The sequence below is a fragment of the Hymenobacter psychrotolerans DSM 18569 genome, assembly GCF_900142395.1.
In the GTDB taxonomy this organism is placed as follows: domain Bacteria; phylum Bacteroidota; class Bacteroidia; order Cytophagales; family Hymenobacteraceae; genus Hymenobacter; species Hymenobacter psychrotolerans.
Genome location: NZ_FRAS01000033.1, coordinates 1 through 22,073, shown reverse-complemented (window position 1 = coordinate 22,073; position 22,073 = coordinate 1). Strand labels below are relative to the sequence as shown.

Below are 22,073 nucleotides of genomic sequence, written 5' to 3'. Positions count from 1 at the left end.
TTTCAACAATGCGGGGGGGTAGCGGGTTTACCTATGCTGTACTCCGTTTTCGGAGTGCCGACGGGTTTTGCCGCTACTGCGTAGTAGTGTCGCAACCAGTTGATTAGTAAGGCCAGTTTGCCGTTCCCCCCACCGGCTCCTGGTTCTAAGCTCCGCTGAACATGCAGCCGCAACAGCGCGCGTGCCTAGTGAAGTCGCCGCCCCTTATCTGCCCTTGGGTCACCCAGCCCAAACCCGCTTAGTTACGTATCGGAGTAGCTGCTTTTTTCTTCTTATGAAACACATGAAACAGGCGCTCCAGCTTCTGCTGGGAGCCTTAGTGCTTGTCCCGTGCCTGGTGCAGGCCCAGCCAACCGCACCGCCCCCGTCCGGCTCTCCGCTCACGCTGGAACAATGCCTGCAATTCGCGCTGCAGAACCAGCCCGTGCTACGGCAGGCGCGCATTGATGAGGAAAGCAACGACGCCACCATCCGCATCGGGCTGGCCGGCTGGCTGCCGCAGGTGGGCGTAAACGCCACGGGCCAGCACTATTTCCAGCTGCCCTACACCGTTTTTCCGAATGCGGAAGGCGTAAACGTGCCGCGCCAGATCGGGCTGAAAAATACCTCTACCGTAGGGCTTTCGGCTACGCAGGCCATCTACAACAACGATGTGCGCCTGGCGCTGCGCAGCGCCAAACCGTCGCGGCAGTTCTACGAGCAGAACACCACCACGGTCCGCATTGATGTGGTGTCGGACGTGAGCAAGGCGTACTACGATGTGCTGCTCTCCCAGCGCCAGTTGGATGTGCTCAGTGAAGACATTGTGCGGCTGCAGCGGAGCCTGAAGGATGCCAAGGCCCGCTACGACGCCGGCATTGTGGATAAAACCGACTTCAAGCAGGCCGAAATTTCGCTCAACAACTCTATTGTATCCCGCAAGCAGGCGTTTGAGGCCATCAAGGCCAAATCGGCGTACCTGAAGGAGCTGATGGGCCTGCCCGGCCCGCAGCCGCTGGCGCTGCGCTACGACACGCTGCAGCTGATGCGCGACGCCGCCGTGGATACCACTGTGGCGCTGGAACCGGCCAACCGCATCGAAATTCAGCAGTTGCAGACCCAGAAAGTGTTGCAGGAAGCGCAGATCAGCTACTACCGCTGGGGCTTTCTGCCCACGCTTTCGGCCTTCGGCAACTACAACGCCGTGTTCCAGAACAACAACTTCGGCGACTTATACAGCCGGCGGTTCCCGAATTCCTATGCCGGCCTGCAACTGAGCCTACCCATTTTTCAGGGGGGCCGCCGCCTGCAGAACCTGCGCCGGGAGCGGCTCACCGACCAGCGCCTCGACCAGGACATTCTGGCTACCCGCAACCGCATCAACACGGAGTATGAGCAGGCCCTGGCCACCTACAAAAGCTACTACGCCGACTACGTAGTGGGGCAGCGCAATCTGGCTTTGTCTAAGGAGGTGTATTCGGTGGTAGACCTGCAGTACCGGGAGGGCATCAAAACCTACCTCGACGTAATTGTGGCCCAGACCACGCTGCGTACGGCCCAGCTCAATTACTACAGTGCTCTGTTCCAGGTGTTGAGCAGCAAAGTAGATCTGCTCCGCGCTCAGGGCAACCTCCCCACCCAGTATTGATTGTAGAAACCTGAATTCTGGCGCTGGGCGCTTAGGTGCCGTTGCCCATCACGGCGCCAGCACCAGCCCCGTCTACGTTTCAGCCCCTCATATCTCCGCTCTCGTAAGCCCCCATGAAACATACGATTCTCGCTCTGTCCTACGCTGCTGGCCTGTTTGCCTTTGCAGGCTGCGGCAACAAAGACGCCGACAAGCCTGCCGGTCCGCCGCCCGCCACGCCCGTTACGCTGATAACCGCCCAAACCAGCGACGCCGTGTACTACGACGAGTATCCGGCCAACGTAGTCGCCATCAACAACGTGGAGCTGCGCAGCCAGGTGGCCGGCTTCATCACCCAGATTTTCTTTAAGGACGGCGAAGCGGTGCCGAAGGGCAAAACGCTCTACGAAATAGACCGGCGCAAGTACCAGGCCGCCTACCAGCAGGCGCTGGCCGGCCTGAGCAGCACCCGCGCCACCGTGCAGAATGCCAAAGTGAACCTGGAGCGCTACCAGCGTTTGGCCAAGCAGGATGCCATTGCGCTGCAGATTGTGGACAATGCCCAAACGGCCTACGCCACGGCTCAGGCCCAGGTAGCAGTGGCGCAGGCCAACGTGGCCGCCGCCCGCACCGACCTCGACTATTCCCTGATAAAAGCGCCATTTGCGGGCCGGATCGGCATTTCGCAGGTGCGGCTGGGCGCGCAGGTGAGCCCCGGCTCCACGCTGCTCAACACCATCAGCGGCGAAGACCCGATGGGCGTGGATTTCGTCATTACGGAGTCCGACCTCACCCGCTTCACGGATCTGCAGCGCCAGGGTGGCGGCAAAAACGACTCCACCTTCCGGCTGCTGCTGCCCGATGGCACGCGCTACGAGCAGCCCGGCAAAATTCTGGCCATCGACCGGGGCGTAAACCAGCAGACCGGGACCGTGCAGATTCGGGTGCAGTTTGCCAATCCGCAGCGCAAGCTCAAAGATGGCATGAGCGCCGTGCTGAGCGTGCTCAACCGGCAGTCGGGGCGCCGTATTGTGGTGCCGTACAAGGCCGTGGTGGAGCAGATGGGCGAAAACTTCGTGTTTGTGGCCGGCGACAGCAGCAAAGCCTACCAGCGTAAGGTGCAGCTGGGCCCGCGCCTCCGCGACCAGATTGTGATAATGGAAGGCGTGAAGGAAGGCGACAAAGTCGTGACCGAAGGCCTGAACCGCCTCCGCGACGGTGGCCAGATTCAGACCGGTACGCCGGCCGCAGCCGGTGCTCCCGCCCAGGGCGCCAAAAAGTAAGAATCCGAAGAGTCGTCCTACCAAGTTGGCCGAGAGGCAGCTCGACAGGGCGTTCTGAATTTGCTACCAGCCAGCTGCCCGCAGCTAACAGCTCCTACGAAATGATTGCAGAAACCTTTATTCGGCGCCCCGTCACGGCTATTGTCACCTCGCTGGTGATTGTGCTGGTTGGGGTGCTGGCCATCCTGAACTTGCCGGTAGGCCAGTATCCGGAGATTACGCCGCCCACCGTATCCGTCAGCGGCACCTACACCGGCGCCGACGCGCAGACCGTGGAGCAAACCGTGGCTACGCCCGTGGAAGTGCAGGTGAACGGCACGCCCGGCATGACTTATCTGCAAAGCAACAGCACCAGCAACGGGCAGATGAGCATGACGGTGAACTTCGAAGTCGGCACCGACATCAACATTGCCGCCCTTGACGTGCAGAACCGGGTGGGCATTGCCCAGCCCACGCTGCCGCAGGAAGTGCAGCGCCTGGGTTTGATTGTGCGCAAGCGGAACCCCAGCATTCTGATGCTGGTGGCTCTTTACGCGCCCAAAAACTCGCACAATACCACCTTCCTCGACAACTATTCCAACCTCTTCATCAAGGACGCACTGCTGCGCACCAAGGGCGTGGGCGACATTGTGAGCCGCGCCGACGACTTCTCGATGCGCGTGTGGCTCAAGCCCGATAAACTCTCGCAGCTGGGCGTAACGGCCCAGGACGTATCGGCTGCTATCCAGGAGCAGAACGCCCAGATTGCGGCCGGCTCCATTGGCGCGCCCCCGGCCCAGACCGGCCAGACGTTTGAATACATTGTGTTCGTGCAGGGCCGCCTGGCCAACACCGAGGAGTTCGGCAACGTCATCGTGAAAACCCGGCCCGAGGATGGCTCCGTGGTGTATCTGAAGGACGTGGCCCGCCTGGAGCTGGGCAAGTTCAACTACGCCAACAACTCGTTTGTGGACGGCAACCGGGCTGCTTACCTGCTCGTGTACCAGGCCCCCGGCGCCAACGCACTGGAAACCTACGAAAATGTGCTGGCCACCATGAACGAGCTCAAAAAGCAGTTCCCGGCCGACCTCGACTACGTGGTGCCGTTCGAGGCTGCCAGCGTCGTGAAAGTGTCTATCAATGAGGTGCTGCACACGCTGGTAGAGGCCCTGCTGCTCGTGATTGTGGTGGTGTTTCTGTTCCTGCAAAGCTGGCGCTCCACGCTCATCCCGGTACTGGCTATTCCGGTGTCCATCATCGGCACGTTCCTGTTCTTTATTCCGCTGGGCTTCACTATCAACACGCTTACCATGTTCGGCTTTGTGCTGGCCATCGGTATTGTAGTGGATGACGCCATTGTGGTGGTGGAAGCCGTGGAGCACAACATGAACGAGCGGGGCATGAGCGCGCTGGATGCTACCATGGCCGCCATGCGCGAAATTTCGGCCCCGGTTATTGCCATTGCCCTGATTCTGGCGGCCGTATTTGTGCCGGTGGGCTTCATTCCGGGCATCACGGGCCGCCTGTACCAGCAGTTTGCCATCACCATTGCCATTTCGGTGCTGATTTCGGCCTTTGTGGCGCTTTCGCTCACGCCGGCCCTGTGCGTGCTGCTGCTCAAGCCCCACAAGCGCGACGAAAACTCCACCGGACTGGACAAGTTCTTTTTCAAGTTCAACGCCTGGTTTGATAGGGTGACGGCCCGCTACGGCAAGGGCGTGCAGAAGGGCATCAAACATTCGCGCTTCGTGGTCATCATTCTGGTGTGCATTATTGCCGGCACCGGGCTGCTGTTTGCCAAGAAACCCGGCGGCTTCATCCCAACCGAAGACGAAGGCCGCCTCATCATCACCTTCAATTTGCCCGAAGCAGCTTCCACGGAGCGCACCGTGAGCACGCTGAAGGAAATTATGAAGGAGCTGAGCCAGGTGAAGGGCATCCGCCACTATGCCGGTCTGGGCGGCCTGAATGCCGTGAACTTCTCGTCCAAATCGAACAGCGGCACCGTGTTCTGCCAGCTGCTGCCCTGGGACGAGCGCAAAGACAAGGAGTTGCAGCTGCAAAGCCTGATTGCCACCATCAACCAGCGCCTGAGCCGGCTGAAGGAAGCCAACATCGTGGTGATTTCGCCGCCGGCCATTCCGGGCCTCGGCAACACGGGTGGCTTTAGCTTTGTGCTGCAGGAGCGCGAAGCCGGCGGCAACATCAAGAACTTCGACGCCACGCTCCAGAATTTTCTGGGGGCGCTGCGCAAGCGGCCGGAAATTACGGGGGCCTTCTCGTTCTTCACCGCCAACACGCCCGGCTACCAGCTCACTATTGACAGAGAGAAAGCCAAGAAGCTGGGCGTATCCATTGCTGATATAGGCACGGCGCTGCGCACGTACCTGGGCTCGTCCTACGTGAATGACTTCACGGCGTACGGCCGCAACTTCCGCGTCGTGACGCAGGCCGACTCCATGTACCGCGCCGATATCAGCAACCTGGGGCAGTATTACGTGCGCAACTCCAGCGGCGGCATGGTGCCCCTGAGCACGCTCACGAGCTACAAGCGCACGGAAAGCGCGCCGCTTATCTCGCACTACAACCTGTTCCGCTCCGCCGAAATCAACGGCAACGCGGCTCCCGGCTACAGCTCCGGCGACGCCATCAAGGCGCTGCAGGAAACGGCAGCGCAGAGCCTGCCGGCGGGCTACGGCTACGAGTTTTCGGGCCTGAGCCGCGAAGAGCAGCTGGCCGGCGGGCAGACGGTGTACATCTTCGCGTTGTCGCTCACGTTTGTGTTTCTGTTTCTGGCGGCGCTGTATGAAAGCTGGTCGGTGCCGTTTTCGGTGCTGCTGGCCGTGCCGCTGGGCGCTTTCGGAGCTATTGTGGCCCTGATTTTCCTGCCCAAGCTCACCAACAACGTCTACGCCCAGATTGGTCTGATTACGCTGATTGGTTTGTCGGCCAAAAACGCCATTCTGATTATCGAATTTGCCAAAGAGCGGGTAGACAAGGGCATGCCGCTGGTGGATGCCACGCTGGAAGCCGTGCGCCTGCGCCTGCGCCCCATCATCATGACCTCGCTGGCCTTTATTCTGGGCGTGCTGCCGCTGGTATTTGCTTCCGGCGCGGGTGCCCAAAGCCGCCAGACCATCGGCTGGACCGTATTTGGCGGGATGCTCTCGGCTACGCTGCTGGCCATCTTCATTGTGCCGGTGCTCTACGTGCTCATCACGCGCTTTGCCTATGGCAAGGAGAAGCTGGCCGAGCTGGAAGCCAACTACAAGCCCGACGAAGAGCACGGCGGCCCTGACCAGGACAAGCCAGACCCGGACCCCAACGGTCCTGACGCTCCGAAGCTGCTGCCGGCTCACTAAAACCGGCCTGGCTGTTCCACTACAAAGTCCCGCTGGCAGCTAGCCAGCGGGACTTTTTTTGCGTAAGGGCCTCACAACGGGACCCCACAACCTGCGTTGTTTACCAGCGAATTCTCCTGAAACTTATCTTTCCGCTGGCGTACTCGTAACCGCCCCACAAGTTCTGGTAGCTAAACCCTGCTGCACTTCATGAAAACGATTTTTTCCACGCTGCTGATGCTTGCCGCCCTGCCTTCTGCTCTTGCCCAGAGCACGATTTCGCTCTACAGCGGCACCATTCCTAACTCTATTGCCACCGACCTGCAGGAGAAAAGCATTACGCTCGACAACGGCGGGGTGCGGGTGTCGAATGTGGTGCAGCCGACGCTGCAGGTATTCCGGCCGGCCAAAGACAAAGCCAACGGCACAGCCGTTATTATCTGCCCCGGCGGTGGCTACGCGCGCCTTTCCATCGACAGTGAAGGCTCCGACGTGGCCAAGCGGCTCACCGAAATGGGCATTACGGCCTTCGTGCTGAAATACCGCCTGCCCAACGACCAGACCCAGCCCGACAAAACCATTGCTCCGCTCCAGGATGCGCAGCAGGCGTTGCGGCTGGTGCGGCAGCGGGCCGCGGAGTATGGCGTGAATCCGGCGCGGGTGGGGCTGATGGGCTTTTCGGCGGGCGGGCACCTGGCCGCTACGGCCGGCACGCATTTCAGCAGGCCCGCCACTCAGGACGCCCCCAACACCAGCGTCCGGCCCGATTTTCTGGTGCTGCTCTATCCCGTCATCAGCCTTTCCGACAGCCTGATGCACGCCGGTTCCCGCAACAACCTGCTGGGCACCAAGCCGGCAGCCGACCAGATTCGGCTGTACTCCAACGAGCTACAGGTAACTCCCCAGACGCCCCCGACCTTCCTGGTGCACGCCGCCGACGACACCACGGTGCCTGTGCAGAACAGCCTGCGGTTCTACGAAGCCTGCCTGCGCCACAAGGTGCCGGCCGAGATGCACCTGTACCCGCGGGGCGGCCACGGCTTCGGCCTCAACAACAAAACCACTAAAGACAACTGGACCGAACGGCTGCAGAACTGGCTCGATGCCAACGGCTGGCTGCGCTAAAGCAGGCCCTCCCACCCTGCCGTTTCGCCCTGCCACCACACTTCCGTACCGAGGGGTACCGCAGCTGCGCCCTCCTGCGTGAGCAGCAACGTGCGGGTTTCCGGGCGGCCAGGGCGGGCTATTTCCTCCACGCTGGCAACGGCCGCGGCTTCGGTGCCATCGGGGTAGCGTAGCACAAGCGCCAGGGCAGTATGGAGCGGCAAATCCGCCAGCTCTGCCGCCGCTGATTCGGGCAGCAGCAGCACGCCCAGGCCAGTCAGTGCAAAACTCTCGGACACCCGCAGCAGCAGCTTTTTCTTCATACGCCTTGGTACGGTAAAACGCTTGGATCTGGCTATTCAGGCCCTTTTCTAGCTGCGCATTGCCGGCCGTAACCGGAGCGCCCAACTTTCCGGCCGGGCTAAACCTAACTGCGGAGCTAGTCGTATTGGCATGGTGCTTGTAAACACCCTCTCAGATCCGGGTATCAAGCCCTCTAAACTTTAACTTTCCATCGTCATGAAAAAGGCCAGTTTGTTTCTCGCATTTGTGATGTTCTTCACCACTATTCTCAGCGGTTCCGCTCAGGACCGCAAGATCAGCTCCAGCGCTAAGGGTGCCGTCATTGGCGGCCTGGGTGGCGCTGCCGCTGGTGCTCTCATCAACAAGAAGAACCGCGTGGCAGGTGGTGCCGTGGGTGGCGTCGCGGGTGGCGCTATCGGCTACACTATCGGCCGCAACGCCGACAACAAGCGCAAAGCCGAAGCTGCCCGTGTGGCTGCCGCCCGCCGGGCCGAGGCTAACCGCGTAGCGGCTTACCGTGCTGGTGTTGCGAAAGGCAACGCTACTGCTAAAGCCAACAGCAACAACAACAGCGCTATGGCTGCTACGGCCGCCGCTGCCGCTGGCACGCCCATCATGATGAACAGCCTGGCTCCGGCCGCTTCTAACTCGGCTTTTGCCATGGGCAGCGGCTACCTGCCCAACGACTCGTACGGCGACCGTTCTACGGCTTATCCTTCTTCGGAAGTGCGTCGCAAGAGCTGGTAAGCTCTCCGCTAAGTATAACCCGAAAACCCAGGTCGTAATACCTGGGTTTTCTGTTACTTCACCCCTGCTTTCCGTTCTGCTCTCTCTTACCAAACCCTGTTTTCTTATGAAACCCTTTCTTGGTCTCCTGCTCGGAGGCGCGCTGCTGGCCTCCTGCTCCAATGCCAAAACCGACGAAGCTGCTGCCGTAAACGTGCAAAGCCTCAACCAGCAGTTTATTGGTGCCTGGAACGCCAAAAACACAGTGCAGCTGGATTCGTTGCTGGCCGATGACGTGCAGTATGCTCAGGGCGCAACCCGCTTCAACGGCAAGTCGGAAGTGGCCGACAAATGGGTGCGCGCCACCATGGGCACCATCTCGGACCTGAAGCTGTATTCCACCACCACCGGCTCCGATGCCAACATGGCCTACGAGGCCGGCACATTCTCGACGGATGTGCTGCCCGAAACGCCCGGCCAGCCCCGCGGCGAAGGTGAAGGCAACTTCATTCTGCTGTGGAAGAAGAACAAGAAAAACGCCTGGAAGCTGAGCTACGTGCAGTTGGAAGGCCTGCCCGTGAAAGTTGCCAACTAACGCAGGCAACGCACAAAAAAGCCCCAGGCGGATACCGCCGGGGGCTTTTTTGTGCTTGATGGTGTACAAGCTGCACTAGAGCAGCGGGGCCGGGTAGCTAGGCCTGCTGCTCTAGATACTCCTCGCCCTGCAGCACCGGGGCCATATTCTTTGCTTCCTCCTCGGTAAACAGTCGGGAGCGAATCAGGAACCGGACACCCAGCGGGATTTCCAGCGAGAAGCTGGCGCCCCGGCCTTTCACCACGTCCACGGTGAGCTGCGTGTGCTGCCAGTATTCAAACTGGCTGGTGCTCATGAAAAAGTCGCAGCCGTGGATCTGGCCCAGCCACACGTCGTTGCCGCCAATGCGGAACTCGCCTTTGGCAAAGCACATTGGCGAGGAGCCGTCGCAGCAGCCACCGCTCTGATGGAACATCAGCGGGCCGTGCTCGTCGCGCAGCAGATCAATGGTGGCTTCGGCGGCGGGCGTGACCAGCACGCGGGGAGTTTGGGACTGTGGCATTGGGAAGCAGGTTTGAAAAACACCAGAACGTCATGCTGAGCTTGTCGAAGCATCTCCACCGCAGTAGTACTTAACGACCATTGCACGCGAGATGCTTCGACAGGCGCAGCATGACGTTCTGCTTTACGTAGGTTTAGCCGCCGCTATTAAAAGAAGCCCAGTTTCTGCTGGCTGTAGCTGATGAGCATGTTCTTGGTCTGGCGGTAGTGGGCCAGCATCATCTTGTGGTTTTCGCGGCCGAAACCGGAGGCTTTGTAGCCACCGAAGGGCGCGCCGGCGGGGTAGTCGTGGTAGCAGTTCACCCACACGCGGCCGGCCTGAATGGCGCGGGGCATCTGGTACAGCTCATGCGCGTCGCGGCTCCAGAGGCCGGCTCCGAGGCCGTAGAGTGTGTCGTTGGCCAGTTCAATGGCTTCGTCGTTGTCTTTGAACGTTGTCACGGACAGCACCGGGCCGAAGATTTCCTCCTGGAAAATCCGCATTTTGTTGTGGCCGCGGAAGATAGTGGGCTGAATGTAGTAGCCTTCGTTCAGCTCTTCGTGCTCATGGTCGCGGTGCGCCTCGCCGCCGGTCAGCACCTCGGCTCCTTCCGCCTTCCCGATTTCGAGGTAGCTCAGGATTTTCTCGTACTGGTCGTTGCTGGCCTGGGCGCCCATCATGGTTTCCGTATCCAGCGGATGGCCCAGCTTAATGGCTTTCACCCGCTCAATCAGGCGCGGCATAAACTCGTCGTAGATGTCCTCGTGGATGAGCAGGCGCGACGGACAGGTGCATATTTCCCCCTGGTTCAGGGCAAACATAGCCGCTCCCTCCAGGCACTTATCCAGGAAATCGTCGTCGGCATCCATCACCGATTTGCAGAAGATGTTCGGCGACTTGCCGCCTAGCTCCATGGTCACGGGAATGATGTTTTCGGCGGCGTACTGCAGAATCAGGCGGCCCGTGGTAGTTTCGCCCGTGAACGACACTTTCTGCACGCGCTTGTTGGAGGCCAGCGGCTTGCCGGCTTCCAGCCCGAAGCCGTTCACCACATTCACCACACCGGCCGGAAGTACGTCCTGAATTAGCTCCATCAGCACCATGATGCTGGCAGGGGTTTGCTCGGCGGGCTTCATCACTACGCAGCAGCCGGCGGCCAGCGCGGGCGCCAGCTTCCAGGTGGCCATCAGCAGCGGGAAGTTCCAGGGAATAATCTGGCCGACCACGCCCAGCGGCTCCTGAATCACGAGCGACAAAGTGGTTTCATTGAGCTCCGTAGCGGAGCCTTCCTCGGCCCGAATGACACCGGCGAAATACCGGAAATGGTCGATGCACAAGGGCAGGTCGGCGGCCATGGTTTCCCGGATGGCTTTGCCGTTTTCCACGGTTTCCACGGCGGCTAGGTGGGCCAGGTTGGCTTCCATGATGTCGGCAATCTTGAGCAGCACGTTGCTGCGCGTGGTGGCCGAGGCTTTACTCCACGATTTAAATGCTTCGTGGGCAGCGTCCAGCGCCAGCTCAATGTCTTCTTTGGTGCTGCGGGCTACTTTGCAGAAGGCTTTGCCATCAATGGGCGAAGGGTTGTCGAAGTATTGCCCTTTCACCGGTGCCACCCATTTGCCGCCAATGAAATTGTCGTAGTGCGACTTGAACTTGGGACGTTCGACGAGAGTGGTGGTTCTTTCTAAGGTTTCCATGGGCGAGATGTTGAGGGGTTATTTGATAAGCCAAGCTAGCCCTTCTTTAGGGCGGAAGCACTGCAGTATCCTCGCAGAAAACCCGCCTATTGTCGCAACCTTGTAAGTACTCACTCACACGCCGCGCAACTCTTAGCCGGGTGTAGCGGTTCTTGCTGGAAAGCAGCCTGCACGAGCGTTGCATTGTCCTTGATCTGTCGTTAGCTTTAGCCGCTTCACTGTCCGTTGTTCCACGTTTTCCCGACGATATATGCCGACTCACCTGCCCGCTCCCATTGCCTTGCGCCAGCCCGAGCAGCTTACCACGCTGGTAGAAAACCGAACGGTATATTCCCTGGAGGCCTTCGAGCTGAACGTGTTTGAGACGCACCGCACCGCCCATCAGGTACCGCTGAACATGGGCCACGTGGTGCTGACGACGATGCTACAGGGCAAAAAGGTGATGCATCTGGTGGGCCGGCCGGCCTTCGAGTATCTGCCCGGCGAGTCGGTGGTAGTGGGCGAGAATGAGACGATGGTAATTGACTTTCCGGAAGCCGATGAGCAGCGCCCCACGCAGTGCCTGGCTGTGGCTATTCCGATTGAAACCATCCGGCAAACCGTGGACCTGCTCAATGAGGAGCAGCCCCGCGCCGAAACCCACCTGCCCTGGCAGCTGGACACCACCGAGCACGCCCACTTTCAGAATACGCCCGAGCTGACCGGCACGCTGGAGCGCCTCGTGCAGCTTTCCCGCGACACGGGCCGGGTGAAGGATGTGCTGGCCAACTTCACGATTCAGGAAATGCTGGTGCGCCTCATGCAGACTCAGGCGCGGCAGTTGCTGTTTCACAACTACCGCCAGCACGCGACCTCACACCGTTTCGCGGCCGTGGTGCAGTACATCAAGCAGCATCTCACGGAACAGATTACGGTGGAAAAGCTGTCGGAGCTGGCCTGCATGAGCAAAGCCACGTTCTTCCGCGTGTTCAAGCGCGAGCTGGGCCTCACGCCGGTCGAGTTCATTATTCAGGAGCGCCTGGCGGAAGCCAAGCGCCTGCTGCGCAACCCGCTGACCACGGTGGCGGACGTCTGCTTCCGGGCGGGCTTCAACAACACGGCATACTTCCAGAAGCTGTTTAAGCAGTATGAGGGCGTGACGCCAGGCATGTATAAGCGGCAGTGCGTAGCGTAGGACCAGCCCAGTTGGCATAACCTAATAGACTCGTTGTCTGTTTCCTCAAGCTATCCACGCCGCGACAGTAAAAACGCGGCACAATATGCTTCATGAGAGAAACAGAACCTGTTGCCGTTGAGGCAATTCCTGATAAAAGCCTACCTATTCACCCGCCCCTTGCTCCTGCGCTGGTCTGGCTGATGGCCATTACCTGCGGGCTGGTGGTGGCCAATATCTACTACAACCAGCCGCTGCTGGCCGAAATCGGGCGCACGTTTGGGCTCACGGAAAGCCGGGTAAGTCTGGCCGCCACCATCACGCAGGTGGGCTACACGGTGGGCCTGCTGTTCGTGGTGCCGCTCGGCGACAAGCGGGAGCGCAAAAGCCTGATTCTGGTGCTGCTGCTGTGTGCGGCCGTGTGCATGGCGGGCGCCGCCTACGCGCCTACGTTCGGCTGGTTGGTGGCGGCAAGTCTGCTTATCGGCGTGTTTTCGGCAGTTCCGCAACTCCTGATTCCGATGGCTGCTTCCCTGGCTTCCGATGCCGAACGGGGACGCGTGGTGGGCAAGGTAATGAGCGGGCTGCTGATTGGCATTCTGCTTTCGCGCACCATCAGCGGCTATGTGGGGCTGCATTTTGGCTGGCGCACCATGTTCTGGGTAGGCGCAGTCCTCATGTTGCTGCTGACCGGCGTGCTGGCCCGTATGTTGCCGCGCAACGAGCCGCAGTTTGCGGGCAGCTACGGTAGTCTGCTGGCTTCGCTGGGCACCCTCACCAAAGAGTTACCCGTGTTGCGCCGCTCCGCGCTGGTAGGCGCGTGCATGTTCGGGGCCTTCAGCGCGTTCTGGACTACGCTGGTGTTCTTCCTGGAAAGCGACACCTACCGTTACCATGCCGACGTGGCCGGGCTGTTCGGCCTGATTGGGGCCAGCGGCGCGTTTGCCGCTTCCTTCGCCGGCAAATCTGCCGACCAAAAAGGGCCGGATTATGCGCTTACGCTCGGCATTCTGCTGTTTCTGGGAGCGTATGTGCTGCTGGCTTTTGGCGGCTACTACCTGCTTGGGCTTATTGTGGGCGTAGTAATACTGGACGTGGGCCAGCAGATGACGCACATTTCCAACCAGACCCGCATTTTCAGCCTTCGCCCTGAGGCCCGCAGCCGCCTCAACACCGTGTACATGACGGCCTGCTTCATCGGTGCCTCGCTGGGTTCCTTACTTGGCGGTTTTGCCTGGGACCATTTCCAGTGGCTCGGCGTGTGCGCCGTTGGTCTGGCGCTGGTGGTACTGGCGTATCTGGCGAACCGGTTTTATGGGAGAACCCAATAATTTCGTCAAGGCCAAATAGTAGTTCTATTTAAGAATATCCAAATCCATTTGTCTGTATTTATTAGGGCGTCCCGCGTAATAATCAACGATACGCTCTTCAACATGTTCAGGTGCCCATACAGAACAACGCTCTAGGCCAGCACAATCTTGTTTTGAGGCAGGCTTTATAGTGCCCATGACTGGATCATACAACTCAAACCTTTCCAATTTCAAAGGATCTTGAATGAATTTTAGAGGATGATTTTGTTCTGTTGCCGTTGAAGTATCCTTGCCGATTTTAAGCCACCTACGCCCATTAATTGCATAATTATTTACTGCCACAATGAAAATAAAGGGCTTACCTATTACCTCTTTTACACTTTGGATTCTTTGTGTAGTGTAAGAGTCATAAATACCATAATCTGCTCCTGCCAATATTTTACCATAGGCGTAGTAGCCGTTCCTTAAATCTATTTCTATCACGGCTCCTACCGATATTTGAGGGCTACCCATTAGTTACAAAATCAGTTATTTTAACCGCCCCATACACACCACCAAACTCTCGCGCCAGTGCGGGATGGCGACGCCGAGCTGGGTTTTGGCTTTGGTCTTATCCATCACGGAGAAGGCAGGGCGGGTGGCTTTGGTGGGGTACTCGGCGGTGCGAATGGGCACGGTGCGGGTGGGCAGGCCGCCCAGCTCGAAGATGGCCACTGCGAAGTCGTACCACGAGGTAACGCCTTCGTTGCTATAGTGGTAGAGGCCGTAGGCGGTGTTATCCGTCTGGATGATGTGCAGAATGCAGCCAGCTAAATCAATGGCGTAGGTGGGCGTGCCGAGCTGGTCCCAAATCACGCGCATTTCCTCCCGCTCCTTCCCAAAGCGGAGCATCGTTTTCACGAAGTTATTGGCGTACTCGGAGTAGAGCCAGCTGGTACGCAGGATGAAATACCGCTCCGTGTGCTGCGGAATCACCTGCTCGCCTTCCAGCTTGGTGAGGCCATACACGCTGATGGGCGCCGCTTCGTCGGTTTCCGTGAGCGGCTGATTGCCGGTGCCCGCAAACACGAAATCGGTGGAAATGTGGATGAGCGTGGCGCCATATTCGCCGCAAAGCCGGGCCAGATTCGCAGCCCCGTCGCGGTTCACTCTGCGGGCAATATCCACTTCATCCTCAGCCTTATCCACGGCCGTATAGGCGGCGCAGTTGATAACGTAAGCGGGTCTGTATTCAGCAAAAACGGCCTGCAACGTCTCAGTGCTGAGGATGTCGGCCTGCTCTTCGGGCAGAAACACGATGTCGGTGATGGTGCGTTGCTGAGCTACGTGCTGCAGGCATTGGCCGAGCTGGCCGGAGCCACCGAAGACGAGGGTAGTAGGCATAGGGAGAGACGGGGAAAGAACCGGCGGCAAATTACGCCTTTCCGGCCGCCCTCCTACTCGCCTTCCGCCGCGGCCTCGCCCAATGCCGGGCCACCGGGCTGCACAGGGCGCTTGTTGCGGATGGGCTCGAACCGCTGCTCCCGGGGCTGCTTTTCGCTGAGGTAGCGCCAATACCGGAGCGGTATGTGGCGGCGGTGCAGCTTCATATTCTTACGCTCCGGGATGTTTACATGGTCGAAATACGACTGCCACAGCAGCTTGAACAGCGGCTCCCGCTCGTCGAGCACCGTGGCCGAAACGGCCGTGCTGCGCTGCGGAGCGCTGGTTTCAAATTCTACTACGTCGGTGCGCGTGAGGTCATAGTAGAGCCCGTAGCGGCGGCGCTTGTCGAAAATCAGCCAGCGCTGGTCGGCGTAGCGCTTGGTGAAGTGCGGCGCAATCAGCGGCAGCACATCGAAATCCGGGTCGATGGTGGCGTGAAACAGGCCGTCGGTCGTTTTCTCGAAGCGCACGAAGGCCTCCATGCGGTGCTTTTCGCGGTACATCTGCTGGGCCAGGCGCTGCACACGGCGCACGTTGTCGTCGGTATAGTTTTCCGAGATGTCGCGGCCGGAACGCATGGCCAGATCGGCGTAGCGGAAGATCAGCATCTCCCGGTCGGGCTGCTCGCTCAGAAACGCATGAAACAGCCGGGTGCGGGCTTCCTGGTCCATGTAGCGCAGCAGGCCGTCCCACACGCGGGCTGCTGTGGCCTCGTTGGTGTCCACTTCAACCGGCTGCACAAACAAACCACCCTGCACCGCCCCTATCGGCTGAATTGTGTTCGGCGCTGCCTTCCGGTCATAAATCGAAAACAGCACCGACAGCAACCCCTCAAACGAGCCATCGTAGGCATAGTCCAGCGCGGGACTGGTGAGCAGCGGCGCACCTGGCCGGGAGCGAATGGAGCTTTCGGCAGCAGGTGTTGCGGCGCGGCGGGTGGGCGACAGAGAACGGCTCATAGATCAGGATACAACGGGTACGGATTCGCCCTGCAGAAACTCCAGCAGCAGCCGGTTTACAGCTGCGGGCTCTTCATGGTGCAGCCAGTGCGTGGCCTCATCGAAATACGTGAGGCGGCCATTTTCGCATAGCTCCAGGCTGGCTTGCGCCAGCTCAGGCACCAGAAAAGCATCTTTCCGGCCCCACAGGATGCGCACCGGTACTGTAAGCAGGCGGGAAGGTGCCGATGCGCGGGTGTGGCGGAACGCGGCGCGGTACCAGTTCAGCATACCGGTAAGAGCGCCCGGCTGCGCCCAGGCCCGCACGTAGTGCCGCAGGTCGTCGGAAGAGAAGGTGCCAGGACGGCTGGTGCCGCGCAGGGCCCTGCGCCCAAACCGGAACGCCCGCCGCCGAAACAGCTGCTCCGGCAACCAGGGCACCTGAAAAAAGAAGAGGTACCAGCTTTTAAGCAACTGCCGCGGCCGATGACGCAGCACGCGGCCCAGCACCGCTGGGTGCGGCACATTCAGGACCGCAACCCGCTGTAGCCGCTCCGGATGGTGCTCCGCCAGCCACCACACCACCGCCGCGCCCCAGTCGTGCCCCACGAGCATGGCCTTCTGAGTGTCGGCTGCATCCAGCAGCCCCAACACATCGGCACCCAACTGCTCGATGCGGTAGTCCGACGTGCGGGTGAGTTTGTCGCTGAGGTTGTAGCCACGCTGGTCGGGCGCCCACACCCGGCAGCCAGCCGCGGCCAGCGCCTGAAGCTGGTGGCGCCAGCCGTACCAAAACTCTGGAAAGCCGTGCAGCAGTACAACCAGCGCCCCGCCGGTGGGGCCACACTGCACCACGTGCAGCAGCAGGCCATTAGTTCGGATCTGGTGGTGTTCAAGCGGAAACTCCATACCTCGCCTACCCCACCCGGCGGCAGAAAGTTATGGCGGAAAAGCAGCGCGGCTAGGCGGCTTCCGACTGGCGCTCCTGTTTTTTGGCGTTGCCACGCACGGTTTCACGGTGCAGCTGCTGCACCAGCGGCAGTAGGTCGGAGAGCTTACAGCAGCAGGCAATACGGGCCACTTTCATAGACTGGAGGGTTTCTGCGGTGGAGGCCGGCGCGTCGGCGGCGCGATGGGAGATGGTCATGGCTGCTGTCGTTAGAAGTTTGTCGTTAGATCAGTCTGTTGTGCGTGAATCTTCTCTCCGAAACCAACCACCTGCTGTTTTAAGATGCCTGCGCAAACAGGTCGAGCTGCTGCGTCACCAGCGCTGAGCGCACCGAGCCGGCCCCAAACAGAATCTGGCGGCGGATGGTCTGCTCATCGTAGTCGCGCTTCTCCAGCGCCTGCCCGCGGCAAGTCAGGAAGAACTTGGCCCGCTTCAGTACCACGCCAAACTTGTGCAGATGGTCGAGGGTGAGCGGCGAGAACCGGCGGGCTGCCACAATACGCTTGGCCGAACGCGCACCCACGCCGGGAATCCGCAGAATCATTTCGTAGTCGGCCGTATTCACGTCTACCGGGAATACGTGGCGGTTGCGCAGCGCCCAGGCCAGCTTCGGGTCCACTTCCAGATCGAGGAACGGGTGGGCCGGGTCGAGAATTTCGTCGGCCTGAAAACCATAGAAGCGCATCAGCCAGTCGGACTGGTAGAGGCGGTGCTCCCGGATGAGGGGCGGCTGCGTTACCTGCGGCAGGCGGGCGTCGTCGGTGACGGGGATGTAGCCGGAGTAATACACGCGCTTCAGGCCGTAGCCTTTATAGAGCGAGTCGCTGAGGTTGATGATCTGCAGGTCGTTTTCCTGCGAAGCGCCCACAATGAGCTGGGTGCTCTGGCCGGCCGTGGCAAACTGCGGCACTTTCTTGAACAAGGCCTTTTCCTCCTTGTTCTGCCGGATTCCGTCCCGGATCTGCCCCATCGGAGCCAGGATTTCCTCGTAGTTTTTTTCCGGAGCCAGGTTCTGCAGCGCCATGTCGGAGGGCAGCTCTATGTTCACGCTCAGACGGTCGGCGTAGAGGCCGGCTTCCTGAATCAGCTCCTCAGAAGCACCCGGAATGGCCTTCACGTGGATGTAGCCGTTGAATTTGTGCTCGGTACGCAGGTTTTTGATGATGCGCACGAGGCGCTCCATGGTGTAGTCGGGCGAGGAAAAGATGCCGCTGCTCAGAAACAGGCCCTCAATGTAGTTGCGGCGGTAGAAGTTCATGGTCAGGTCCACCACTTCATCCACGGTGAAGGCGGCGCGCTTCACGTCGTTGGAGCGGCGCGACACGCAATAGGCGCAGTCGAAAATGCAGTGGTTGGTGAGCAGAATTTTGAGCAGGCTCACGCAACGGCCGTCCTCGGTGTAGCTGTGGCAAATGCCCATACCCTCGGCATTGCCCAGGCCTTTGTCTACGTTTTTGCGCTTGCCGCCGCTGCTGGAGCACGATACGTCGTACTTCGCGGCGTCTGCCAATATACTTAGCTTTTCCTGGATGCGCTGTTCGTTCATTGGGGCGGTTTCGAGGCTTAAAAATAGAATCTTGCGCGCACATACGCACTATCCAAAAGACTAAATCCATTAGAAATGTTCCGGCAACCTGAAGTATTTGCGCGGTTCCTGCGTAGTAGGTGAGCCGTAGCGAAACGGCCCGCTCGCAGGCCCCGAATTGCGGGCAGCGGGCCGGGCGGTGGCAGTGTTTGCAGCCTGAAATCAGCTTCGGGAATCTTCTGCGGGCGCTGTACCTTGCAAAAAGGTGGCTGTAGCGCTGCCGCGCAGCATATATATGAACAACCAGGTGCGTTTTTGGGTGATGGTGTGGCTGGCCCTGCTGGGGCTGGCTGGCAGCGCCGCGGCCCAGAATACTGCCGTGGCGCCCATCGACACTGCACGGCGCGCCAACGGCACCCGCCCCGACTCGCTGCGCCGCCGCTTCGACCAGGAACGGCTGCTCAATGGCCTGAAAGCCTACACCAGGCGCAAGACCATTGCCGGCAAAGCGGCGGCCGCGCTGTTCAACTTCACGGAGCGCCGCGAGGAGCAGGCCGGCCTCGATGCAGCCCTGCTCGACCGGCAATATGACCGGCACAGCTACAAAATCGTGCGGCGCATCAACATCCGGACGCTCACGGCTTTCGGCTACAGCATCACGGACTCGACGCGGGTGCCGCGCAACATTCTGGAGAAAGGCGGCAACATGCTGCACGTAAAAACTTCCCGGGCACGGGTGCGGCAGGTGCTGCTGTTTCGGGTGGGCGAAGAGCTGGAGCCGCAGGATCTGGCCGAATCGGAACGACTGCTGCGCCAGACGCCGGAAATGCTGGACGCCCGCGTATTTGTGAATGAGCGTACCAGCTCTGCGGATAGCGTGGACGTGGAAATCGTGACCAAGGACGTGTTCAGCCTCAGCGGCTCGCTGGAAGTGCGCGACGTGGGCGCGGGCATCATTGGAGTGCGCGACCAGAACTTTCTGGGCATGGGCCACCAGTTCCGCAACTCCTACGAGTACGGCCGCAACCAGCCGCAGACCTGGAGCTACGAGGGCAGCTACCAGGTGCCGTTCCGCCACTTCATCTACGGCGAAGCGCGCTACCTGAACGAGCACCAGAACAAGCGCGGCGGCGTGACGCTGGGCCGGGGCTTCTACTCCATCAACACCAAATACGCGGGCGCGCTCACCCTCAATTTCTACGATGTAGGCGCCGTGCTGCCCCAGCCCGATGGCTCGCCGCAGCTGCCGGCGCCGGGCGAGTGGCCGGTGTATACGCCCCAGCGCTTCAACATTCAGGATGCCTGGCTGGGCCGCGCCTTCCCGCTGCCTTCCTACGACCTGGGCTACGAAAACCCGGCCCGCCTGATTCTGGCCGGCCGCATAATCCGCACCGGCTACAGTGTGCGCCCCACGCCGGAATACGTCAACTCGAACACCGTGATGGGCACGCTAGGCTACAGCGTGCGGCGCTATTATAAGGACAAGTACCTGTTCGGCTTCGGGCGCACCGAAGACATTCCGACGGGTACGCTGCTGAGCGCCACGGTGGGCTACGACATGAACGAGCGGCAAAACCGCCACTACTACGGGGCGCGGGCCTCCACGGCCAGCTACAGCCCGCGTGGCGGCTACCTCTACCTGAGCGGGGAGTTTGGCTCCTATGTGACGCGGCCCAACAACGACTGGCAGCAGGGCCTCATCAGTACCGAGCTGCTGTATTTCACGCGGCTTTATCACGCCGGCAACTTCCAGTGGCGGCATTTTCTGTGGAGCCGCAACGCCATCGGCCTGCACCGCCGCCCCGGCGAGCAGCTGCTGGCCATCAACGGCGACCGGGGCCTGCGCGGCTTCTCGCCGGCCACCAACCTGCGCGGCACCAGCCGTATCGTGCTCAACTACGAAACCACCGTGTTTACGCCCGTCTCGTTTCTGGGCTTCCGGCTGGCCATGCTCGTGTTTGCCGATGCGGCTTGGCTGAACGTGAACACGCCCAACCGCACGCTGCCCATCCACGAAAAGCCCTACACCGGCTTTGGGGTGGGCCTGCGCTTCCGCAACGAATACCTGCCGCTGCGCACGTTCCAGATTCTGCTGGGCTTCTACCCGCGCGGGCTGGCCACGCCCAACGGCTTCAGCCTCTACGAAAGCTCCCGCTCCTACTACGACTTCAGCGACTTCAGCTTCGGGCAGCCCGGCGCCGTGATTTACGAGTAGCGGGCTGCAAAAGTCAGAAGTAGCCTGGCTGGAAACCAGCCTGACAGGCAGGAAAGCGGCAGGGCAGCGGCGCCGGAGAGGCTTTCTGAAGTCTGATTCATTGACATTATTTTTCAGCAGCTGTATAGCGCGCGTATAAAATATCCCTATACTTATACCCGTTACCGCCTCCTATTCCTACCGCCGCCGCCCGCACCTATCCTTTACCGCGCCGGGCCGCGCTGCTCCTGCCTTCGCACACCGTTTGCCCCTGCTCCCCGCGTTGCTGTTGCTGCCGTTTTGGTGGCCGGTGATGTTGTGTGTTTGGGGCTTTTTTCGTTGAACCTTCTTTTCCTGCTGCTGCCATGAAAGCTAATTGCCTCTTCCTCGCCCTCACACTGCTGTTCTTCGCTGCCTGCAAAAAGGAGCACACCGACCCACTGCCGCCCGCCACACAGACCGGCGCCAACACGGCCGGCTGCTACGTCAACGGCAAGCCGTTCGTGGCCCAGCAACTCGGTACCGGCATGGGGTCTGTGCCAGGAGTATACGGCGGGTTCTTCGCTGATAGTCTATACCATATCAGCTTCCAAGGCACCTACCGCGGACAGGAAGCCTCCATTACGCTATTTCTGCGCCGAGTGGGCCAACCAGGCACCTTCCAACTCAACCAAACGACGCCGCCATATCCTGAGCAAGTGGATCGTTATTGCCTCGACCACGCCACCTACCGTCCCAGAGATTATTCGCGGGAGGTGTATGTGACGGACGCACAGCATACGGGCCAGGTCGTTTTCACGGTTGCCACCCGCTCGCGCCTGCGCTCCTCGGGCACCTTTTCCTTCACGGCCGTCAGCAACCAGGACCCCGGCCGCACCATCACCATCACCGATGGTCGCTTTGATATTCAGCAGTAATCCCTTCTTTTTCACTTATTCCTGTATCGTATGAAGCACATTTTCCGCGTATTCTTTCTGGTATGCCTGTTCGCCTCGGCGGCGTGGGCCCAGCAAGCCCCTGCGGCCGGCAAACCCGGCCCACTTGAGCCTCCTGTTGATATTACCTGCGCCGAGCCGGTCGGGCGCCCGCAGGCGGTGGCCGACAGCCTGCTGGAACTGCTCGACAAAAGCCAGATTCCCACGGGCCTGCTCTACGACCGGGTGTTCCCGACGGGCCAGCCCGGCATTCACTAGTAAACCCAGTTGTCCTTTCCCAACCCTTTTCCACTTTTCTAGTGATGCCCACATCCTCCGACAACCTCGACATCACGCTCACCGACGCCGACCTGAAGCGCATCAACGACGCGCTGGATGCCCTGGATGCGGCCCTGGCCCCGGTGCTCATCACCCTCACGGGCAAGCAAATCCAGCGCCTGCCCAAAGCCTCCGACGCCTCGCTGCCCTTCATCGAGAAGGCCCTGGACCTGGCCGAGCAGCAGCCGCAGTTCGCGCCCGGCTACGTGGA

At 60.4% G+C, this 22,073-nt stretch carries 20 protein-coding genes and 1 pseudogene; 12 read left to right on the top strand and 9 right to left on the bottom strand.

Translation table 11 applies throughout. The features are described 5' to 3' along the window. Nucleotides 1-283: 283 nt before the first annotated feature. From BUE15_RS19415 to BUE15_RS19400, 4 genes are all read left to right on the top strand, one after another. The gene (locus BUE15_RS19415) at nt 284-1,627 is read left to right on the top strand and encodes a TolC family protein (protein ID WP_073288646.1); all 1,344 of its coding nucleotides are present in this window, start codon (nt 284-286) and stop codon (nt 1,625-1,627) included. A gap of 113 nt (nt 1,628-1,740) precedes the next feature. Beyond that, a complete protein-coding gene (locus BUE15_RS19410) occupies nt 1,741-2,889 on the top strand; it encodes an efflux RND transporter periplasmic adaptor subunit (RefSeq protein WP_073288644.1) in 1,149 nt (382 codons plus the stop codon). 101 nt (nt 2,890-2,990) lie between these two features. Continuing rightward, complete coding sequence (locus BUE15_RS19405; protein WP_073288642.1) at nt 2,991-6,230, top strand: efflux RND transporter permease subunit; 3,240 nt, start codon at nt 2,991-2,993, stop codon at nt 6,228-6,230. A gap of 189 nt (nt 6,231-6,419) precedes the next feature. After that, nucleotides 6,420-7,334 carry an alpha/beta hydrolase gene (locus BUE15_RS19400; RefSeq protein WP_073288641.1) on the top strand — a complete coding sequence of 305 codons (915 nt, stop codon included), beginning with the start codon at nt 6,420-6,422 and terminating at the stop codon, nt 7,332-7,334. Here the strand turns inward: BUE15_RS19400 and BUE15_RS19395 are convergent. Next, nucleotides 7,331-7,636, bottom strand: coding sequence for a hypothetical protein (locus BUE15_RS19395; protein ID WP_073288639.1), 306 nt, complete (start codon nt 7,634-7,636; stop codon nt 7,331-7,333). The genes BUE15_RS19400 and BUE15_RS19395 overlap by 4 nt on opposite strands. Nucleotides 7,637-7,832: 196 nt before the next feature. On the opposite strand from BUE15_RS19395, the gene BUE15_RS19390 reads away from it, so the two are divergent. Together BUE15_RS19390 and BUE15_RS19385 are read left to right on the top strand one after the other, a co-directional pair. Then, nucleotides 7,833-8,363, top strand: coding sequence for a glycine zipper 2TM domain-containing protein (locus BUE15_RS19390; RefSeq protein WP_073288637.1), 531 nt, complete (start codon nt 7,833-7,835; stop codon nt 8,361-8,363). Between the two features lie 106 nt (nt 8,364-8,469). Further along, nucleotides 8,470-8,937, top strand: coding sequence for a DUF4440 domain-containing protein (locus BUE15_RS19385; RefSeq protein ID WP_073288635.1), 468 nt, complete (start codon nt 8,470-8,472; stop codon nt 8,935-8,937). Between the two features lie 97 nt (nt 8,938-9,034). Here the strand turns inward: BUE15_RS19385 and BUE15_RS19380 are convergent, their stop codons facing one another. Both BUE15_RS19380 and BUE15_RS19375 read right to left on the bottom strand, forming a co-directional pair. Beyond that, a complete protein-coding gene (locus tag BUE15_RS19380; RefSeq protein ID WP_073288633.1) occupies nt 9,035-9,439 on the bottom strand; it encodes a DUF779 domain-containing protein in 405 nt (134 codons plus the stop codon). A 146-nt stretch (nt 9,440-9,585) separates the two neighbouring features. Next, the gene (locus BUE15_RS19375; RefSeq protein ID WP_073288631.1) at nt 9,586-11,115 is read right to left on the bottom strand and encodes an aldehyde dehydrogenase family protein; all 1,530 of its coding nucleotides are present in this window, start codon (nt 11,113-11,115) and stop codon (nt 9,586-9,588) included. Between the two features lie 250 nt (nt 11,116-11,365). Between BUE15_RS19375 and BUE15_RS19370 the strand changes: the two genes are divergently transcribed. Beyond that, on the top strand, nt 11,366-12,289 hold the full coding sequence (locus BUE15_RS19370; RefSeq protein WP_073288630.1) for an AraC family transcriptional regulator: 924 nt from the start codon (nt 11,366-11,368) through the stop codon (nt 12,287-12,289). 182 nt (nt 12,290-12,471) lie between these two features. Beyond that, nucleotides 12,472-13,599, top strand: a complete 1,128-nt coding sequence (locus BUE15_RS19365; protein ID WP_244535986.1) for an MFS transporter — start codon at nt 12,472-12,474, stop codon at nt 13,597-13,599. Between the two features lie 24 nt (nt 13,600-13,623). Here BUE15_RS19365 and BUE15_RS19360 read toward each other — a convergent pair whose 3' ends face one another. The 6 genes from BUE15_RS19360 to BUE15_RS19335 all read right to left on the bottom strand — a co-directional run bounded on the left by BUE15_RS19360 (nt 13,624) and on the right by BUE15_RS19335 (nt 18,436). Continuing rightward, entirely contained in the window at nt 13,624-14,091 is a 468-nt protein-coding gene (locus BUE15_RS19360; RefSeq protein WP_073288628.1) for an Imm26 family immunity protein, read from the bottom strand. 15 nt (nt 14,092-14,106) lie between these two features. Beyond that, on the bottom strand, nt 14,107-14,961 hold the full coding sequence (gene rfbD, locus BUE15_RS19355; RefSeq protein ID WP_073288627.1) for a dTDP-4-dehydrorhamnose reductase: 855 nt from the start codon (nt 14,959-14,961) through the stop codon (nt 14,107-14,109). A 53-nt stretch (nt 14,962-15,014) separates the two neighbouring features. Beyond that, nucleotides 15,015-15,962, bottom strand: a complete 948-nt coding sequence (locus tag BUE15_RS19350; RefSeq protein ID WP_073288625.1) for a TIGR03915 family putative DNA repair protein — start codon at nt 15,960-15,962, stop codon at nt 15,015-15,017. Nucleotides 15,963-15,965: 3 nt separating this feature from the next. After that, on the bottom strand, nt 15,966-16,850 hold the full coding sequence (locus tag BUE15_RS19345) for an alpha/beta fold hydrolase (protein ID WP_073288623.1): 885 nt from the start codon (nt 16,848-16,850) through the stop codon (nt 15,966-15,968). Between the two features lie 52 nt (nt 16,851-16,902). Next, entirely contained in the window at nt 16,903-17,088 is a 186-nt protein-coding gene (locus tag BUE15_RS19340; RefSeq protein WP_073288621.1) for a hypothetical protein, read from the bottom strand. A 79-nt stretch (nt 17,089-17,167) separates the two neighbouring features. Then, on the bottom strand, nt 17,168-18,436 hold the full coding sequence (locus tag BUE15_RS19335) for a putative DNA modification/repair radical SAM protein (RefSeq protein WP_073288619.1): 1,269 nt from the start codon (nt 18,434-18,436) through the stop codon (nt 17,168-17,170). Nucleotides 18,437-18,680: 244 nt separating this feature from the next. Here BUE15_RS19335 and BUE15_RS19330 point away from each other — a divergent pair, with 244 nt between their 5' ends. The 4 genes and pseudogenes from BUE15_RS19330 to BUE15_RS19315 all read left to right on the top strand — a co-directional run. Continuing rightward, on the top strand, nt 18,681-20,630 hold the full coding sequence (locus BUE15_RS19330; RefSeq protein ID WP_073288617.1) for a BamA/TamA family outer membrane protein: 1,950 nt from the start codon (nt 18,681-18,683) through the stop codon (nt 20,628-20,630). A gap of 344 nt (nt 20,631-20,974) precedes the next feature. Continuing rightward, nucleotides 20,975-21,526 (top strand): Riean_0653 family protein, encoded by a 552-nt coding sequence (locus tag BUE15_RS19325; RefSeq protein ID WP_073288615.1) that lies wholly within the window; start codon nt 20,975-20,977, stop codon nt 21,524-21,526. A 30-nt stretch (nt 21,527-21,556) separates the two neighbouring features. Continuing rightward, nucleotides 21,557-21,802 carry a hypothetical protein gene (locus BUE15_RS19320; protein WP_073288613.1) on the top strand — a complete coding sequence of 82 codons (246 nt, stop codon included), beginning with the start codon at nt 21,557-21,559 and terminating at the stop codon, nt 21,800-21,802. 44 nt (nt 21,803-21,846) lie between these two features. After that, nucleotides 21,847-22,073: pseudogene (locus tag BUE15_RS19315) on the top strand (hypothetical protein); the annotation flags it as partial.

Coding starts and splice junctions, on each gene's coding strand:
- BUE15_RS19415 (WP_073288646.1), top strand. CDS start 284: ATGAAACAGGCGCTCCAGCTTCTGCTGGGAGCCTTAGTGCTTGTCCCG.
- BUE15_RS19410 (WP_073288644.1), top strand. CDS start 1,741: ATGAAACATACGATTCTCGCTCTGTCCTACGCTGCTGGCCTGTTTGCC.
- BUE15_RS19405 (WP_073288642.1), top strand. CDS start 2,991: ATGATTGCAGAAACCTTTATTCGGCGCCCCGTCACGGCTATTGTCACC.
- BUE15_RS19400 (WP_073288641.1), top strand. CDS start 6,420: ATGAAAACGATTTTTTCCACGCTGCTGATGCTTGCCGCCCTGCCTTCT.
- BUE15_RS19395 (WP_073288639.1), bottom strand. CDS start 7,636: ATGAAGAAAAAGCTGCTGCTGCGGGTGTCCGAGAGTTTTGCACTGACT.
- BUE15_RS19390 (WP_073288637.1), top strand. CDS start 7,833: ATGAAAAAGGCCAGTTTGTTTCTCGCATTTGTGATGTTCTTCACCACT.
- BUE15_RS19385 (WP_073288635.1), top strand. CDS start 8,470: ATGAAACCCTTTCTTGGTCTCCTGCTCGGAGGCGCGCTGCTGGCCTCC.
- BUE15_RS19380 (WP_073288633.1), bottom strand. CDS start 9,439: ATGCCACAGTCCCAAACTCCCCGCGTGCTGGTCACGCCCGCCGCCGAA.
- BUE15_RS19375 (WP_073288631.1), bottom strand. CDS start 11,115: ATGGAAACCTTAGAAAGAACCACCACTCTCGTCGAACGTCCCAAGTTC.
- BUE15_RS19370 (WP_073288630.1), top strand. CDS start 11,366: ATGCCGACTCACCTGCCCGCTCCCATTGCCTTGCGCCAGCCCGAGCAG.
- BUE15_RS19365 (WP_244535986.1), top strand. CDS start 12,472: ATGGCCATTACCTGCGGGCTGGTGGTGGCCAATATCTACTACAACCAG.
- BUE15_RS19360 (WP_073288628.1), bottom strand. CDS start 14,091: ATGGGTAGCCCTCAAATATCGGTAGGAGCCGTGATAGAAATAGATTTA.
- rfbD (WP_073288627.1), bottom strand. CDS start 14,961: ATGCCTACTACCCTCGTCTTCGGTGGCTCCGGCCAGCTCGGCCAATGC.
- BUE15_RS19350 (WP_073288625.1), bottom strand. CDS start 15,962: ATGAGCCGTTCTCTGTCGCCCACCCGCCGCGCCGCAACACCTGCTGCC.
- BUE15_RS19345 (WP_073288623.1), bottom strand. CDS start 16,850: ATGGAGTTTCCGCTTGAACACCACCAGATCCGAACTAATGGCCTGCTG.
- BUE15_RS19340 (WP_073288621.1), bottom strand. CDS start 17,088: ATGACCATCTCCCATCGCGCCGCCGACGCGCCGGCCTCCACCGCAGAA.
- BUE15_RS19335 (WP_073288619.1), bottom strand. CDS start 18,436: ATGAACGAACAGCGCATCCAGGAAAAGCTAAGTATATTGGCAGACGCC.
- BUE15_RS19325 (WP_073288615.1), top strand. CDS start 20,975: ATGAAAGCTAATTGCCTCTTCCTCGCCCTCACACTGCTGTTCTTCGCT.
- BUE15_RS19320 (WP_073288613.1), top strand. CDS start 21,557: ATGAAGCACATTTTCCGCGTATTCTTTCTGGTATGCCTGTTCGCCTCG.